Annotated in this window: 16 protein-coding genes; 10 read left to right on the forward strand and 6 right to left on the reverse strand. The window is 35.6% G+C overall.

Annotation, left to right across the window (positions count from 1 at the left end; genetic code table 11):
* Positions 1–8: 8 nt before the first annotated feature.
* The 5 genes from D0T66_RS13540 to D0T66_RS13560 all read right to left on the reverse strand — a co-directional run bounded on the left by D0T66_RS13540 (position 9) and on the right by D0T66_RS13560 (position 3,334).
* Complete coding sequence (locus D0T66_RS13540; RefSeq protein WP_163357844.1) at positions 9–302, reverse strand: DUF4134 domain-containing protein; 294 nt, start codon at positions 300–302, stop codon at positions 9–11.
* 217 nt (positions 303–519) lie between these two features.
* Entirely contained in the window at positions 520–1,332 is an 813-nt protein-coding gene (locus tag D0T66_RS13545; protein WP_221412228.1) for a DNA adenine methylase, read from the reverse strand.
* Positions 1,333–1,437: 105 nt separating this feature from the next.
* On the reverse strand, positions 1,438–2,109 hold the full coding sequence (locus D0T66_RS13550) for a hypothetical protein (protein ID WP_163357845.1): 672 nt from the start codon (positions 2,107–2,109) through the stop codon (positions 1,438–1,440).
* A 6-nt stretch (positions 2,110–2,115) separates the two neighbouring features.
* Entirely contained in the window at positions 2,116–2,565 is a 450-nt protein-coding gene (locus D0T66_RS13555) for a DUF3408 domain-containing protein (RefSeq protein WP_163357846.1), read from the reverse strand.
* The gene (locus D0T66_RS13560) at positions 2,558–3,334 is read right to left on the reverse strand and encodes a ParA family protein (protein ID WP_163357847.1); all 777 of its coding nucleotides are present in this window, start codon (positions 3,332–3,334) and stop codon (positions 2,558–2,560) included. The genes D0T66_RS13555 and D0T66_RS13560 overlap by 8 nt, the downstream gene beginning before the upstream one ends.
* A 575-nt stretch (positions 3,335–3,909) precedes the next feature.
* Between D0T66_RS13560 and D0T66_RS13565 the strand changes: the two genes are divergently transcribed.
* From D0T66_RS13565 to D0T66_RS13585, 5 genes are all read left to right on the forward strand, one after another.
* Positions 3,910–4,131, forward strand: coding sequence for a hypothetical protein (locus D0T66_RS13565; RefSeq protein ID WP_163357848.1), 222 nt, complete (start codon positions 3,910–3,912; stop codon positions 4,129–4,131).
* A 29-nt stretch (positions 4,132–4,160) separates the two neighbouring features.
* Complete coding sequence (gene mobA, locus D0T66_RS13570) at positions 4,161–4,580, forward strand: conjugal transfer protein MobA (protein WP_163357849.1); 420 nt, start codon at positions 4,161–4,163, stop codon at positions 4,578–4,580.
* Positions 4,565–5,848 (forward strand): conjugal transfer protein MobB, encoded by a 1,284-nt coding sequence (mobB, locus tag D0T66_RS13575; RefSeq protein WP_163357850.1) that lies wholly within the window; start codon positions 4,565–4,567, stop codon positions 5,846–5,848. Before mobA ends, mobB begins: the two co-directional genes overlap by 16 nt.
* A 105-nt stretch (positions 5,849–5,953) precedes the next feature.
* Positions 5,954–7,960: a conjugal transfer protein MobC gene (gene mobC / locus D0T66_RS13580; protein ID WP_163357851.1), complete on the forward strand. Its 2,007-nt coding sequence runs from the start codon at positions 5,954–5,956 to the stop codon at positions 7,958–7,960.
* A 97-nt stretch (positions 7,961–8,057) separates the two neighbouring features.
* Positions 8,058–8,360: a hypothetical protein gene (locus D0T66_RS13585; protein ID WP_163357852.1), complete on the forward strand. Its 303-nt coding sequence runs from the start codon at positions 8,058–8,060 to the stop codon at positions 8,358–8,360.
* Between the two features lie 42 nt (positions 8,361–8,402).
* Here the strand turns inward: D0T66_RS13585 and D0T66_RS13590 are convergent, their stop codons facing one another.
* Complete coding sequence (locus tag D0T66_RS13590; RefSeq protein ID WP_163357853.1) at positions 8,403–11,978, reverse strand: AAA domain-containing protein; 3,576 nt, start codon at positions 11,976–11,978, stop codon at positions 8,403–8,405.
* Positions 11,979–12,747: 769 nt separating this feature from the next.
* Here D0T66_RS13590 and D0T66_RS13595 point away from each other — a divergent pair.
* The 5 genes from D0T66_RS13595 to D0T66_RS13615 are packed head-to-tail and all read left to right on the forward strand — an operon-like array spanning position 12,748 to position 16,292.
* Complete coding sequence (locus D0T66_RS13595; RefSeq protein WP_163357854.1) at positions 12,748–13,533, forward strand: PRTRC system protein E; 786 nt, start codon at positions 12,748–12,750, stop codon at positions 13,531–13,533.
* A 35-nt stretch (positions 13,534–13,568) separates the two neighbouring features.
* Positions 13,569–13,775 carry a PRTRC system protein C gene (locus D0T66_RS13600; protein ID WP_163357855.1) on the forward strand — a complete coding sequence of 69 codons (207 nt, stop codon included), beginning with the start codon at positions 13,569–13,571 and terminating at the stop codon, positions 13,773–13,775.
* Positions 13,775–14,839: a hypothetical protein gene (locus D0T66_RS13605; RefSeq protein WP_163357856.1), complete on the forward strand. Its 1,065-nt coding sequence runs from the start codon at positions 13,775–13,777 to the stop codon at positions 14,837–14,839. Before D0T66_RS13600 ends, D0T66_RS13605 begins: the two co-directional genes overlap by 1 nt.
* Positions 14,836–15,522, forward strand: a complete 687-nt coding sequence (locus D0T66_RS13610; RefSeq protein ID WP_163357857.1) for a PRTRC system protein B — start codon at positions 14,836–14,838, stop codon at positions 15,520–15,522. Before D0T66_RS13605 ends, D0T66_RS13610 begins: the two co-directional genes overlap by 4 nt.
* A complete protein-coding gene (locus tag D0T66_RS13615) occupies positions 15,519–16,292 on the forward strand; it encodes a PRTRC system ThiF family protein (protein WP_163357858.1) in 774 nt (257 codons plus the stop codon). The genes D0T66_RS13610 and D0T66_RS13615 overlap by 4 nt, the downstream gene beginning before the upstream one ends.
* The last annotated feature ends 3 nt before the right edge of the window (positions 16,293–16,295 follow it).

A 16,295-nucleotide genomic window follows, 5' to 3' on the forward strand; every position in this document is an offset into this window, starting at 1 on the left:
ATCCAGTTTTAAAGGAAAAATGAACGAAGGATGGTCGCGGCAACGATAAGGAAGATACAAGCTCCGAACCAGCTCGCTGCGGTTTTGCTTGTATCGGGATCACCTGATGAGAACTTGGAATAGACTTTTACGCCACCAATCAGTCCTACAACAGCCCCAATTGCGTAAATCAATTTGGTCGCGGGGTCAAAATAAGAGGTAACCATGTTGGCTGCATCATTTATTCCCTGCAAGCCATTCCCTTGTGCGTATGCACCGATTGTAGAGATTAAAAATGAGATAAAAAACACTGTTTTCTTCATCGCTGGTAAAAATTAGTTAAACAAAAAATGAACTGCGATGTCAAAAATATTAGTGATAAACAGCTGTTTATTAAAAGTATGTAGATAAGTCCGGAGTTGACGTTATAAGTCGCATTAAAGGATTATTTGATACTATCGGTTGTCCCTTTTTAGAGAAGAAACAACAACAGGATAGCTACGAAAGCAGCTATCCTGTATAGATGGTGTTGTAAAAAAACTATTTATCGTAATTGTTAATTAATAATTCAACAACTTCTCCTCTTTTCTTGCTATTAGAATTAATAGCCCTCCGGGCTTTTACCGTATGAATATTATAGCCTTTATATAGTTCATAAATGAATCTACTGCCAGAATTGGACAATAAGAATTTAATCCCCCTTTTCGTTAAAAGGTCACATTCCTCTTTTAGTTTAATTTGTTCATCCTCACCCCAGCCTTCACCGGTATATGCTGTGAAATTCGAAGTTTTTGAAATCGGGTGATATGGAGGGTCGAGATATACAAATGTATTGTTATCTATTTTTTCTAGAATCAAAGTATAGTCATAGCTTAGAATCTCAATATTATTGTTATTCAAATAATAGTTGATAGCATTCAACCTTTTCTCATCCAATATTACCGGATTTTTATACCAGCCAAAAGAGGTGTTAAATTGTCCTAAACGATTAACTCTATAGAGTCCATTGTAACAAGTTTTGTTTAAAAAAATTATTCGGGATGCTTTTTTCACGTCGGATAATTCATTATAGGAAGGACTTCGGTCCGAAGCACGTAGCTCATGAAAATATTCGGGAGTAGCTTCATGTTCTTTGAGTGCTTCAATCAGCTCATTGATATTATATTTTATAACCTGGTATACATTTATAAGTTCTTTATTATTATCGCTTATTATCGCATTGGAAGGCCTTAGGTAAAAGAATAAAGCACCTCCGCCAATAAATGGTTCACAATAATTTATATCCATTATATTTTCAGGTAGATGCTTTACAATTTCCGGGATTAATTGCCTTTTTCCTCCCGCCCATTTCAAAAATGGGGCTATATCATTATTAGTTCGGATATTTTTTTTCCATTACTTCTACTATTATTTTGAAATATTAAATACTATAATTGTTTTACAGAGAATAATCTTACTCTATTCGTTTGCGTAAGAGCCTAGCTTATTATTTAACAAGTCTCTGCTTTTGCCTTCCATTTTATCATTTAATGCGAAAAATGCTTCCAAATCAGTTCCTTGTAATTTTTCTATTGTTTTTTCATTTGCCTCATTCAAAGTCTTACTTTTCCGCATATTAGAGTAAGCATCTTCCAAGTCATCAATAGAAACACCATCTCCGTAATTGAAATCATCATCAAAACTATCGTCCGGATTAATAATATCAATTTCATCGATATCATCGGGATCAATAGCAGCACCGGTTTCTATAATGATGTCATCGGGATTTATCGGCGGTTCATTTTCCGGAGGCGGCATTGGCTCCAGAGGTTCACTCTTATATGGTTCTACAGGCGGATGTGTTTTAAGCTGGGGTAATTCAGTAATAAATACCGATTTAGTAGAGCCGACAACCGCATTATCTCCCGTTATTTTGAGATGCATTGGAATATTTTCATTCGCAGGGGACACACTTTTTTTTAAATTAGTTTTGAACCCTGTTTTTTTTCCATATAAAAGATGAAGCTTACGTCGAAGTCGATTACTACTATCCCTAAATTTGATTACACTCTCTGCTAATTTTATAACTGGCCAAAGAAGATATTTTAGAGCCTGAATGCAAAGGTTGAATATTATATATAATCCTTTCATATCAATTTAAATATCAAAATCCATATTTTCCTGCATAGCATTGCGTTTCAATTCCCGTATCTCTTCCTCATATTCTTCGAAATGACGATCAAGTATATTGTCGAGAAAATTTGAAACGGAAAAATTGTTAGTTGTAAACTTAAGAAGGCTTGCCATTCGATTGAAATTCTCCTCAGATAATAAGATGGTCGATTGTTTTTTATTACCGCCAAATGCTTTTTTTGATAAAAAACGTGCTGAGTATTCTTTTATGGCTTTTTTCTTTTTCCCACTTTTAGGCAGAGTTGAGGCTGAAACATTATTATTGCTGTTTTCGTTGCTCGTGGATTTTTCTTCTTCACTCTGTAAGAATACAATATCCTTTTCCGGATCGACAGCTTCCATAGGTAGTTCTCCTCCCATAATCATCTTTATCTTTTCTTCATCTACCTTTACAATCGGTCTTTTTTTACTCATCGCAAGAAATATTTATGATTGAACATATTTCCTGAGCCAGCATATCTATATTGCTGAAACGTAATAATTTTCGGTCAGGGGGAAACATAGTAGAACGAAAGACAACATCTCTGTTAAGTGATAATTCTTTGTTGAATTTTTTCTGGTCAGGGAGTGATGTTTTTAATGCGGGTATATTCTCCTCTATCATTATTTCATTAAAAATGTCATAGAGCTCGGTGTTTTCCCGTTTGTCAACTTTGTTCCAGAACATATACAAACTTTTCAAAGCTATTTTACCTTGAATAGCATCTGTATATCGCATAGTTGTCATAAAAAAATTAAGGCTGCTTTGTAATGCTCTCTTATCAGCAATGATAGGAATAAAAATATAATTGATATTGAAAATAAGATTCAATATTCCCGTGCTATTCACTGTCCCGGGCAAGTCAAAAAGAATGATATCTAATTTCTCTTCAGTTGTTTCTATCAATTCATTAGCACTCTTGAGAGCTTTTTCCGGTTGGGCTTTGATGACCGGATATGCTTTCTTTTTGTTCTGGTCAAACTGAATACTTAAGGCTGATCGTAATTCGACAGACTCTCTTATCGATTTCATGTCATCTTCTCTCATGTTGTAAATAGAGTTTTGCGGAAAGTCACAATCTATTATTGCAACATTTTTTCTCTTGATGTGATGTAAGTAGCTAGCAAATAGAGTTGTGATAGCGGACTTGCCTACGCCTCCTTTTTGATTTGCAAAAGCAATAAATACTGTTTCTTGTTCCATAATTATTAATTTTTAGAGTTAAACATATTTTTATTTATATCCAGTTATCCGATTATCCAATTATCCAGTTATCCAGTTATCCGATTATCCAATTATCCAGTTATCCAGTTATCCGATTATCCGATTATCCGATTATCCAATTATCCAGTTATCCAGTTATCCAGTTATCCGATTATCCGATTATCCGATTATCCGATTATCCAATTATCCAGTTATCCGATTATCCGATTATCCGATTATCCGATTATCCAATTATCCAGTTATCCAGTTATCCGATTATCCGATTATCCAATTATCCAGTTATCCAGTTATCCGATTATCCGATTATCCAGTTATCCGATTATCCAGTTATCCAGTTATCCAGTTATCCGATTATCCAGTTATCCAACTATCCAATTATCCGATATTTGGATGCGAATATCTTGTATTTTACTAGCCTTCTTATGATAGTGGATATATAAGTCTGGAGTTGACGTCGTAAGTCGCATGTACTTCTCTTTTATCCAGTATGTTAGCTTGGTATCTTTGTGTCATACTTTAGAAATACCACAGACTAATTAAAAATAGAGAAGCTTATGAGAACAATTTTACTTTTATGGATATCTGCCCAGTTCAGATATGAAAAAAACAGGGTAATTATTCTAGTAAAGTGCAATATCTATATGGAAGAAAGTTTACCTGCCCTTGCAGGTAGCAAGTTGTATTTTGAGGCACCCGAAATAAATTCGGGCACTCAAAATAAACTTGCCCAACCTACCGGTTGGGGTGATGATTTTCTCCAAAGTCGAAAATCATAGGGTGGATATAAAAACAACAAGAGATATCTATGAAAAATAATAAAACTAAAAGCGGAAGAAAGCCAAGTGATGATCCTGCTATCTATCGATATGTTGTTAGATTGAACTCTATTGAGAATGAAAAATTTATGTCTTTATATCTGAAATCCGGCAAAAAAAGAAAAGCTGATTTTGTAAAAACAATGCTTTTGGAAAAAGAAATAACGGTTATAACTTTTAATAAATCAATATTTGATTATTATACCCGGCTGACCGATTTGCATCATCAATATCGAAAAATAGGAATTAATTATAATCAGGTTGTCAAACAAATCAATTCTAATGCAACGGAAAAAAGAACAAAAGCATTGTTACTTCAACTGGAGAAGATGACGTTTAAACTCGTTGTTTTAAGCAAACAAATATTCGAATTAACACAAGAAATGAATGAAAAATGGTTGCAAAAATAACAGGTGGAAGTTCTATTTATGGAGCTTTGTCCTATAACAATGATAAGGTAAAAGAAGAAAAAGCGAAAATTCTTATGGTAAATAAAATGCCGCAAGACGGAGATACAGATACTATTATTTCATTTCGCAATACTTTATTTTCTTTTCATCCTTACCTTATCGCTAATCAAAAAACAGAGAAACCTGTTATTCATATTTCTCTAAATCCGCATCCAAATGATCGTTTAACTGATGAACAGTTAACGATAATTTCTGAAGACTATTTGCAACGAATGGGATATGGGGAGCAACCTTTTATTGTTTATAAGCATACAGATATAGACCGTACACATATGCATATTGTCTCGGTAAGAGTGGATGAAAACGGTAAGAAAATAGACTCTAATTTTGAGAACATCCGTTCAATGAATATCTGTCGAGAACTTGAGATGAAATATAATCTGCATCCAATAACCAACCAACAGGAGGAAGAGAGAATTTATTATGCAGCAAGAGTCGATTATAGTAAGGGAGATGTAAAAAGGCAAATTTCTAATACAATTAAGACCCTGCTACAGCAATACCGGTTTCAGAGCATTGGGGAATATAATGCGCTTTTATCCCGATTCAATATACACTCAGAGTTTGTAAAAGGAAATGAAGCAAACCCATATAAAGGAATTATCTATGCAGCCACAACAGAATTCGGAGAGCTTGCTACCAATCCGATAAAAGCCTCCAAAATAGGACAGTTGGTCGGCTATGATTCTATTGAAAAGATTATAAAGAAGAATAAAGAGAAGATAAAAAAGCAGTATATCCCATACCAAGCGAAAAATTTTATTGCACAAGCATTGTCTGTTTCATCTAATAAATATGAATTCAGAGATAATTTACAGAAGCATAATATTGATTTAGTACTTCGGGAGAATGAGGATGGACGAATTTATGGAGTGACTTTTGTCGATCATATAAATAAAATAGTATTTAATGGTTCTCGGATAGGCAAAGAATTCTCCGCCAATAGCATAAATTTGTTATTTAACCAAAATATTCCGGCTCAGGCAGATATACACATGCAATCTGCTCTTATAAATAATGACGGCAGTAGCCAGCCTGTTGCTAATAATGTTAGCGATATAACAGTCGATTCATTTCATAAACCTGTATTAGTCGATGAGATTTTCGGAACATTCCATCTGAACTATCATTCAGAGGATGCACAAGAGGATGCTTTTACCAAAAGAATGAAACACAAGAAGAAAAATCAGCGAAAGCCAAAACTATAGACGGACTTATATCGCCAACCCCGGACTTATATACATACCTTTTACTAGTATATCCTACAGTCATCTTTTTTTGCAACGTAATTATTAATCGAAAAACAATAAATTATGCAACAAGAAGATGATTTACAAGGACTTGCTAAAGTCATGAATTTTATGCGGGGCATCAGTATCCTGTTTATTATAATCCATATATACTGGTATTGCTATAATGTCTTTGTCCATTGGAATATAACATTTAGTATTGTAGACCGTATTCTTTTAAATTTCCAGCAGACGGCGGGACTTTTTTCCAGTCTTTTGTGGACAAAATTATTCTGTGTCGTTTTTCTTGCTCTTTCATGCTTGGGAACTCATGGAGTTAAGGATGAAAAAATCAAATGGTCAAAAATTCGTGTATATATAATCATTGGAATTATTCTTTTCTTTCTAAACTGGTGGATGCTGGATTTACCAGTAGATAAACAAATAAACGTGGTACTTTACATATTTACTCTTGTAACAGGCTATGTATATCTCCTGATGGCTGGATTATGGATTAGTCGCTTATTAAAAAGTCCTCTGACTGATGATGTTTTCAATAATGAAAATGAGTCTTTCATGCAGGAAACCCGCTTTATGGAAAATGAATATTCGGTTAATCTACCTACCAGATTCTTTTACAATAAACAATGGAATGACGGATGGATAAATGTTGTCAATCCATTTCGTGCTACGATTGTACTGGGTACTCCCGGAAGTGGTAAATCGTATGCTGTGGTAAATAATTATATCAAGCAACAGATACAGAAAGGTTTTTCAATGTACATATATGATTATAAGTTTGATGACCTGAGTGTTATAGCTTATAATACATTGTTGAAGAACTTGGATAAATATGAAATTCAACCTAAGTTTTATGTCATCAATTTCGATAATCCACGAAAATCTCACCGTTGTAACCCTATCAATCCTGAATTTATGACCGACATCAGTGATGCATACGAAGCTGCTTACACTATCATGTTAAATCTAAACCGCACTTGGATTCAAAAGCAGGGTGATTTCTTTGTTGAATCACCTATAATATTATTGGCCGCTATAATCTGGTATTTGAAGATCTACGAAAATGGTAAATACTGTACATTTCCTCATGCCATTGAATTTTTAAATAAAGAATATGTCAATATCTTTACAATTCTAACATCTTATCCTGATTTGGAAAATTACCTAAGTCCGTTTATGGATGCTTGGCGCGGAGGAGCGCAAGATCAGTTACAAGGGCAAATAGCATCGGCTAAAATACCTCTTTCGAGAATGATAAGTCCACAGTTATATTGGGTTATGACAGGAGATGATTTTTCCTTAGATATAAATAACCCGAAAGAACCGAAGATACTCTGTGTGGGTAACAATCCTGATCGTCAAAATATTTATTCTGCGGCACTAGGTTTGTATAATAGTCGTATAGTAAAGCTGATTAACAAAAAGGGGCAACTCAAATCCTCGGTCATTATTGATGAGTTACCTACTATTTATTTTCGTGGCTTGGATAACCTAATAGCTACTGCACGTTCCAATAAAGTAGCTGTATGTTTAGGCTTTCAGGATTACAGCCAGCTTATCCGCGACTATGGAGATAAAGAAGCAAAAGTAATCCAGAACACAGTCGGTAATATTTTCTCCGGGCAGGTAGTAGGAGAGACAGCCAAGAACTTGTCTGAGAGATTCGGTAAAATTGTTCAGAAACGCCAATCGATGACTATCAACCGTCAGGAGACATCGACAACTATCAATACCCAATTGGATTCTTTGATACCCGCATCAAAAATATCGAACCTAACGCAAGGAATGTTTGTCGGGGCTGTATCCGATAACTTTGATGAACGGATTGAACAAAAGATTTTCCATTCACAGATAGTTATTGATAATGATGCTGTAAGAGAAGAAACAAAAAAATACCAATCGATACCGGAGATTGTAAATTTTGTTGATGCTGATGGTAAGGATCATATGGAAGAACAAATCAAAATGAATTATGATAAGATAAAAATTGAAGTCAAGCAGATCATTGAAGATGAACTACATCGTATAGCGAATGATCCGGAGCTTCAGCATCTTATGCCGCAACAATAGTACAGTGCTTTCATATGTTATGTTATTTTTATGTATGCTAATTTTGGTTGTTTATCTATAATTATTAATTTGGCTGGCAATTATAAAATAAGGATAAATGATTATAGAAGATTTATCAAAAAAGCTTTCAGTTTTATTGAGCGAAGACGATGATTTATCGCGTATTGAAATGGAAGTTGATGTTGAAACGATATTAAATCAGGTGCAGGAGAAAGGATATTTAGATACGGAGTTATTGATAGACCTCTCTTTTGCCGGAGTACCTTTTATCGATTATCTGAAAAGGTATAAAAATATATCGGGTGATGAAGCAAGAGCCCTGGTTCACTATAGGGATATTACTTTTGAAATTCTGATGAACATTCTTGAATTCGGAATTAATTCATGCAGTAAAAAATAGGAGTCATTTTTAATATTTCTGTAGAAACGACAAAAATTGAATTTATTGAGAATTTCTGTCCAACTCTTTAAGTAGCTGTACTATTTGTTGTTTTGCCTCTTCTTTCAATATAATTTGAGATACTTCTAACCTGAAGTGTGGATTATTCTTATCTCTGACAGCCGATAGCCAATTAAAAGAACCTTCTATTAAAATGTCCTCATCAATGGCAAGTGCTTTATTGTGAATGCCATTTAGTATTTTAAGAATAGCACCGGCTTCTAACAATAATTGTCTGCCTTTCTTGCTGCTATCCTTCAATTTACCGTTAACCTTGTCCAGATTATTGTCTGTATAAATAATGACTTCAACATTTCTTGATACGCATTTCTTTATTTGGGTTAATAAATCATCGGCCATTAATGCGTGGGCAGATATGAAAGGCGATACGATAACAATTCTTCTGTTTGCTTTTTCGAAAGCACGCACCAAGCATTTCTGATGTTTCTCTAATGTATCAACCCGTTGACTCGATTCTGTGTTGACATCTTCCAGCAAATATGCAGATGGAAGTTCGTTGGCCTCCTGTTCAAACAAATATTTACCCAAGCCTCCGGATGGTTTATTAACTGCCAAAGGGTTAAATAATTTCATATTACCGATAACTATAAAATGCTCTTTTGCTCTGGTTAGGGCCACATTCAACATATTATAACCATTATCAAAAAACAAAGGCTTTCCTTCATGGTTAATTCCATAGGCCGGTGAGAATATTACGATTGGTATTTCGGCTCCCTGTAAGGCATGAACTGTTCCTACCGTAATATCGGGATCAATATTATACCGACGGAATGCCCTGTATATTTCGCGTTTTTGTTCGGAAAAAGGGGTGACGATGGCAATACAATCTTTCAGCGACAATTCTTTCTTTTTCTCCTTCTCTCGATAAAAATTCAGAATATATTTTTCGTATTTATTTATCCATTTGGCAATGGCTTCAGCCTCCTCAATATTGTAAGTACTTCCGGATCCGGTCATTGAATGACCTCTGACATTAATATAACTTAAAGGACGTACAAGGAGTTTTTCATTGCCATCTTTGAAAATATTATATTCTATGTCTCCGGTCAATGGTTTTAACAACCCTTTATATACATATTCATTGCTGAAGGCTACCAATTTATCGACACATCTACGATGCTCCGTAAGAATTGTTCCACCCATATCACGATTTACTCTGTATCGTGACGAGTTTCGAGATAAATGCATCAAACTGCCACAAGTACATAGCATCCCCCGATCACTTAATTCTTCAAAAGTCTGATTTCTCAGTAAGCCGGCTTCAATTAAATTTCCTTTATCGACTCTGGGATAGTCGATATTCCAAATAGGTTCGATTTGGTGTATGTCTCCTACGATTACGGCTCTTTTGGCAAATCCCATAGATGCAATTCCTATTTCAGGAGTAACCTGCCCGGCCTCGTCAACAATAAGAATATCGAACATTTCGAGGATTGGCTTATTCAACCATTCATCTTCTTTTTTTCTATATGAACAAAAGGTAGGCAATGTATGAAGAGTCGATACGAATAAAGGAGTCAGATAGCTAATTCTTCTGAAGACATCTTTGCGGCTATCCTTTCCTCTGCCATTCTTTAAATCCGATTCTTGTCGTAAAATCAACCATCTTCCTTCCCAGTAATGCAACGCAGATATAAAACAGCTGTATCGCAATGTTAAGTCCAGTATTATATTGATTTTTTCGATATAGCTTACCGATCTTATACCGGATTTATATCTGTCAAGATCTTCTGCAGATTTTATCGTTTTTAAAAAATCGGTCCATAGACTATCGGTCAGTTCGTTTATTTTATCATACTCTATTTTTATCTCTGATAGTTTTTGGTAAATATTTTTTTTCTCTTGTAGCGGTTTCTTTATAGTATCAATACTATTATGTATTTTTTCAATTATTTTTAATAATATAATCTCAGCCTCTTCTTGTGTTGATAATTCTTTCAGTTCTGAATATCGGGCAGTTGACAAAAATAACTTAACTTTATTTGCATATGCTTGCTTTTTTGATGAGAAAAGCTTTTTGATTATCGATAACCTGTTTTCCCTGAAAAAAGTATCGAACTCTTTTTTGAATACGAAGAATTCTTTTTCCTTAGCTGTCCTTTCGTCCAATTCTTGCTTCAATTCCGAGATTTCGTTTTGAAGGTTCTCCATTTGTGATAAGGGGAGATATTTGATTTCAGCTTTTTTTACAAAGTCAGCAGTATTTAAAATGTAGTCTATCTCTTCCGTTAGATCCTTTATTTCGCATCTTAGTGTATCTACTACTTCCGAAACGCTGTAAGGAAGTGTGATTTTATTTGCTTTTTTAAAATTATCGACATAAAACCTTTCGAGATCCTCTATCGGAACATCCAAATTCTCCAAACTGTTGAAATAATATCCTTCTAAACCTTTAATTCCGGATGTTAGAGTTTGATAGCCTTTTTTAGATGCTGCCTCCTGTTTGTCTTCTGAGGCCGGAACAAGATAAGTCCCTAAAGACGAAATACCCGGTAACCATCGGTGTAAATTTTTCGTATTCCCAAACGAGTCAAGAATATTGGTTATTGCTTGATTGTTGGCTGATGTGGCAGCAATCAAAGGAGCGTCCTTTCCAACTAAAACGGCATTTACGACTTCATTGGCTATAATGCTTTGAAGCAATGTTGTTTTTCCTGTTCCCGGAGGTCCATTTACCGCTGATACACTGGACTTGCATTCGGTTTTATCTTTGACAAATGCCAATAAGGATTGTCGTTGCGAATAGCTTAACGAGAATTTATTATTATACTGCCCATAATGCCCCTTGGTCGTAAACAGGACATCTTCCGGCGGCAAATCGTTTTGGTCAACATCCTGACCATTTAGTATCAGATGTAATAACCCCGGAATGCGTTTTGTCGATTTTAAGTATGTATATACTTCCTGAATAGAATTTGCTTTTATTTTAGTTTTTGCCGGAATCAGACATACCTGTTGAACAATAACGGCATTACCAATTTTAAATTTTTTAAACGTATACCCTGTTATTTTTTCAAATAAGGCTTCACAATCTGCAAAATAAGTTTCCCATGTATCTGTATTGAAATTAAATGTATTTATTTGATTTAAAACATCTGTAATATGTGCAATACAGGGCATGTCAAGATAGTTGACGGCATTTGGTTCTAAAATTTTCCTTAAAAACCAGGGTACTGCATTTTCACCCGGTGCCAATAATACCCCTTTTTCAGTCAATTTTGCAGGTATCCAAAATGGAAAAAAATCATTCTTGTTAGTACTTTTGCCTCTTTCTATTTCTTTGGACATTAGAAAAGGAGATAGAAAAATGTCTATATCCGGATATAAATTTTCGTCAGTATTATCAGCTTTTTCTTTTTTCTTTTGAGTCTTTTCATAAAAATCTTTGTAAATGACTTGCAGATAATCAGTTGTAAGTACATTTATATCGTTGACAATACAGCCGTTTGAATATTCTTTGGGTTGTATATCATATACATCGCCATCTGTCAGACTGGCTGCATAATAATCGATCCATTTACGGGATAGGTCTGTTTTTGCTTCTTTTTCTGTCAGCATGTTTAGAGTAAAGGTTTCTGTTATAAAAACATACAATAGTTAAGCAATATTTATCATCTGATTAACTGTAATTTGGTCTGTCCGAAATCAAACACGAATATAATAAATTTTTAACATAATTTGGTCGTGGTAGGATTGAATCAGCTACTTCTCAATTAAAATCCGGAAGTCCCCTGCGCTATTATCCCTTTTGCAAATTTATATTTGTGTCGGTGCCGGACAAATTCAGGCCCTTGCCCTTGGCGGGTTTATCAAAAAATCTCCACCCTCGTCTCAAGCTTCGGGTTGTATTTTTTGCTAAAAATTTGTCATTCCCGTCACTGCATTACATAGCAAAAGGGACATAGCATGCGAGGCCACTTCCGACGCATATAAATAAGAGGGCGGGAATGTAGTCGTTACCGATAGCTTTTTAGGGGAAGGGGACAAAAGCTGCTCCGCTCTTCCTCTGCATATAGTTATCTTACATTAATCAATTAATTTATATCCTATCATACTTCTCCTTTATTATTGGCTTTAAATCGATAGAAGAGGAAAAGAGAAAGCAACATAACATTGACTAACTTTTGTCGGCAAAGGTATTGCGTGGATTCTTTAACAGACAAGTTCCGAGATAACTCTTTGGAGAGAAAATCTCCACCCTACGGGTTGTATTTTCCCACCAAAACTTGCCTGTTATAATCACGCCCTTTATTGCCGTAAAAATTAGTCAATGAATATTGCCCCTAAAGGGACATATTAGTGTTTAATAACTTTAAATTAAGAAATTATGTTTACGGAAATTTTTCAATTAGTTGCTGATGGACAGAGCTTACAGCTGTCTATTATGAAAGTTGGTGACCGCTTGACTGTCGCTACTATGCCTGTTGCTAAAGGAGTACAAGATGATGCAAAAGGCAAGATTCAACCATTGATTCTAACGGGGACACCACAAGAATTGGATGCTCGTTACCTAACCGAAATTACCAGTCCAATAAAACAGGTTAGCGGATTATTGAGTAATCTGGCTGCATTTGAAAGATCTGCCAAGAAAGCCGAAGCAGAATCTAAACCTGAGAAAGAGAAAGCTTCCAAAGCTGACAAATTTATCAAAGATGCAGAGCGTCTGGAAAAAAATAATCAAATACCGGATGCTTTGGCTCTGTACAGGAAAGGATTGGCTGTAGATAAGAACAACGAGAAAATAAAGGCTAAGATTAACGAATTAAGCAGTAAACTGTCGCAGACAAGTATGTTCTCGGATCATTTGGATGCGACAGAAGATGAAGGTGAGAATATTGAAGAAACATCAGTAATATCCCCTGTGCAAGCAGACAAGCAACCGCAACAGTTCTCTCGATCTAATACTGTTCCAATAGAACCTGCAAAAGAGGAAGAGGATGAATTCGAACTCTTTATTAAAAATGGACAGAAAAAGGAAGACAGCAATGTTAAGGAAGAAATAAAACCTCAAACAACGGCAACTTCGCCTCAGAATGTCAATGCAAATGAGTGGGCACAATTTCAAGCATTCATGCAATTTCAAAAACAACAGGAAGCCGTTCCTGTCCAATAGTTGTTATTCTGTATTCATTCTTAAAAATTAAAATTATGGAAGTAAAACAAATAGGACGAAAATTTAAAATTCAGGAAACAGGTTTGGAGTTACCAGACCCAAATCCAGCCATGACAGAAGAACAGGTGCAACAATTCTATTCCGTTACTTATCCACAGCTAACAACGGCAACTATGGAGAAAGTATTTGATGGGGAGAGTTTTGTTTTTACGTTTAAATCGGTAATAGGAACGAAGGGATAATGAATGAGAAAAAAAAGCAAACGGCAAATAGAGGAGTTTCATCAGGAACTTGGAAATATCCTGTTGAGGGAGAAGAATGGCAAGAACATCGACCGGGGAGTCAGCAAAGTAGAAAGAGTCTGCAAGAAGTCAGAGAGCCAGGTAATGGTTTTCTGACTTCGGTTTTTAGGCCTATTGCCATACACGAGATAGGAGGTACGCATTATTCAGAAGAAAGCTATGATTATCTTCTCAGATCGGCGAAAAGGTATGCTAAACTATCGGGAAAAGAGTTACCCGTTGATTGCCAAGAGGTAAATTATTCAAGGCTCTTTGAAACGGTTCGGGATAACCTACTGAAAGAACGCCAGCAACTGGATATAATAAAGAAAGATGGGAAACTAAAATTTATGATTTCGGATGATCAGGCAAGTTGCCTGATTTATTTTATACCCTGTAAGGTAATCGATAAGGTAAAAGGGGAGTTAAGAGATATCATAATTTCTTTTTTTTCGATTTTCCAATCCTGTCAAAATCTGGAGCCGCTGGAAAATAATCCGATACTCGGCTATTGGAGACATGACTTTGAGGCACCCGGTGCATGTGACAGGGATTGGATAAAAGAACTGCGGTGTTACTTCAAAGGCCGGAAAAAGAAACGACTGGATTTGATTAAAGAAAAGTCCAAGTATACATTAAAAGAATTGAAAAATAGAATTGCCGACTATAAGACAAATTCCCGTAAGTATAAGAGACTATTGGAATTAATGGCAGAGGGATTGGGTCTATTCTCCAAAGGAAAGATATTGAGCTTTGAAGCAGAACCTTATACAGATGAAGAGTTTTATGCAGAATATTATCCGGTGGAGATGAACCGCCTGATACAAATAGTCTATGATACGGACGATTGGTTTACGGAGAATATGATAGAATGGACAAATAATGAAGCCGGAGAACAATGGTATAACTATCTGAGTTCCGAACATTTTATTCTCTCCCCTCAATCCAAACGTATATTTCGTGAAAATGAGTTTTTGAAGTCCTATTTGGATTGGTTAGTCAGATTTATAAACGTATTACGATGATGACACATGATATTTTAGAGAAAGCCGATCAGAAATATGTTCCTCAACTGGCAGTAATCCTTTATGAAAGCGATATAGATAATGAATATTATCTGGAATCGCACGATATTGACGCCCAAGGAAGGTTGAAGGCCGGCGTTCCTTTGTCTATGGAATGTATTTCGGCCATTGCCGCCAATTTCACACAGAATCACACGATTAGTCCTCACGGAGCTATTCCTTCAAATATGCTATATGCCGATAACAGGCTTGGTCATGATAAGTATATTTGGTATAACCCGCCTCAAAAAAGAATGATGTATTTTTCCAAAGGTTTGAATATCCCGAACGCTTATTACCATGTACCGGGTATTATTTATGTTGCCAAAGGAAATAGCCTGAATCTCTATGCATTTAAAGGAAAAGAACCGGAGACGGAATTATTCAAGGCTCCCTTTTTTAACACCACTGATGGGGCGGTTTGTCTTGGAAGTGCTAAAATAGATTATCCCGATAATCCATCCTATCAGGATATAATTGATTATTGGGAGAAGAAGTTTTGGCTGACAGAATTTTCCCATTTAGGAGGTAGTCGCAATCCTACTAAAAATAATCTGGTAACCGTAACAAAAAAATCAGAGGAAGCATTTGACTATGAAGAATTGCTGCCTATAGGTTTAACATTAGAATATCTTTTAAAATGAAAATACATATTGCACCACCTTACTTTTTAAGTCCCACCCATCCGATTACAGTTAACCTGATTGGTTGCGGAGGGACAGGAACACAAGTTCTATCAGCGTTAGGGCGGATAGATCATTGTCTGAAAGCATTGAATAAACCCGGTTTATATATAACAGTATACGACCCGGATATTGTTACACCTGCCAATATCGGCAGGCAATTATTTTGTAAAGCTGATTTAGGATTAAACAAAGCTTTTGTGATGGTTTCACGCATGAATGCATTCTGGGGTACGGCATGGGATGCCATTGCCGAAAAATTTAATGAGGAGAATGCGCGAAGCTGTAATATTACTATTTCATGCGTCGATAACCTTAAATCCAGAAAAGAAATAGCGAAGATATTAAAACAGCAGTCCAAATACAATCAGACAGCATATCCTTATAAAACAGCTTACTATTGGATGGATTTCGGTAACGGAAGGGAAACAGGGCAGGTCATACTGGGAACAGTACAAAAAATCAAACATCCTAAATCGAAAGAATGGGATATAATAGACTCGTTACCGACATTTATTGAACGATATGATGTAAAAAAAATAGATGAAAAAGATTCCGGACCATCATGCTCCGTGGCCGAAGCGCTGAACAGCCAGGACTTATTTATTAATTCCTCTCTGGCACAGGACGGATGCGATCTTCTCTGGCAGCTCTTAAAAAATGGTTCAACAAACAAAGCAGGCTTATATAAGAACCTTGCTTTGATGAATACTAATGCGATACCCTTGTGAAAT

Origin of the sequence: Dysgonomonas sp. 25 (assembly GCF_010501075.1) — a bacterium.
Taxonomy (GTDB): domain Bacteria; phylum Bacteroidota; class Bacteroidia; order Bacteroidales; family Dysgonomonadaceae; genus Dysgonomonas.

Excerpts from the sequence above, each read along its gene's own strand:
- D0T66_RS13540 (WP_163357844.1), bottom strand. The coding sequence starts at position 302 with ATGAAGAAAACAGTGTTTTTTATCTCATTTTTAATCTCTACAATCGGT.
- D0T66_RS13550 (WP_163357845.1), bottom strand. The coding sequence starts at position 2,109 with ATGAAAGGATTATATATAATATTCAACCTTTGCATTCAGGCTCTAAAA.
- D0T66_RS13555 (WP_163357846.1), bottom strand. The coding sequence starts at position 2,565 with ATGAGTAAAAAAAGACCGATTGTAAAGGTAGATGAAGAAAAGATAAAG.
- D0T66_RS13560 (WP_163357847.1), bottom strand. The coding sequence starts at position 3,334 with ATGGAACAAGAAACAGTATTTATTGCTTTTGCAAATCAAAAAGGAGGC.
- D0T66_RS13565 (WP_163357848.1), top strand. The coding sequence starts at position 3,910 with ATGAGAACAATTTTACTTTTATGGATATCTGCCCAGTTCAGATATGAA.
- mobA (WP_163357849.1), top strand. The coding sequence starts at position 4,161 with ATGAAAAATAATAAAACTAAAAGCGGAAGAAAGCCAAGTGATGATCCT.
- mobB (WP_163357850.1), top strand. The coding sequence starts at position 4,565 with ATGGTTGCAAAAATAACAGGTGGAAGTTCTATTTATGGAGCTTTGTCC.
- mobC (WP_163357851.1), top strand. The coding sequence starts at position 5,954 with ATGCAACAAGAAGATGATTTACAAGGACTTGCTAAAGTCATGAATTTT.
- D0T66_RS13585 (WP_163357852.1), top strand. The coding sequence starts at position 8,058 with ATGATTATAGAAGATTTATCAAAAAAGCTTTCAGTTTTATTGAGCGAA.
- D0T66_RS13590 (WP_163357853.1), bottom strand. The coding sequence starts at position 11,978 with ATGCTGACAGAAAAAGAAGCAAAAACAGACCTATCCCGTAAATGGATC.
- D0T66_RS13595 (WP_163357854.1), top strand. The coding sequence starts at position 12,748 with ATGTTTACGGAAATTTTTCAATTAGTTGCTGATGGACAGAGCTTACAG.
- D0T66_RS13600 (WP_163357855.1), top strand. The coding sequence starts at position 13,569 with ATGGAAGTAAAACAAATAGGACGAAAATTTAAAATTCAGGAAACAGGT.
- D0T66_RS13605 (WP_163357856.1), top strand. The coding sequence starts at position 13,775 with ATGAATGAGAAAAAAAAGCAAACGGCAAATAGAGGAGTTTCATCAGGA.
- D0T66_RS13610 (WP_163357857.1), top strand. The coding sequence starts at position 14,836 with ATGATGACACATGATATTTTAGAGAAAGCCGATCAGAAATATGTTCCT.
- D0T66_RS13615 (WP_163357858.1), top strand. The coding sequence starts at position 15,519 with ATGAAAATACATATTGCACCACCTTACTTTTTAAGTCCCACCCATCCG.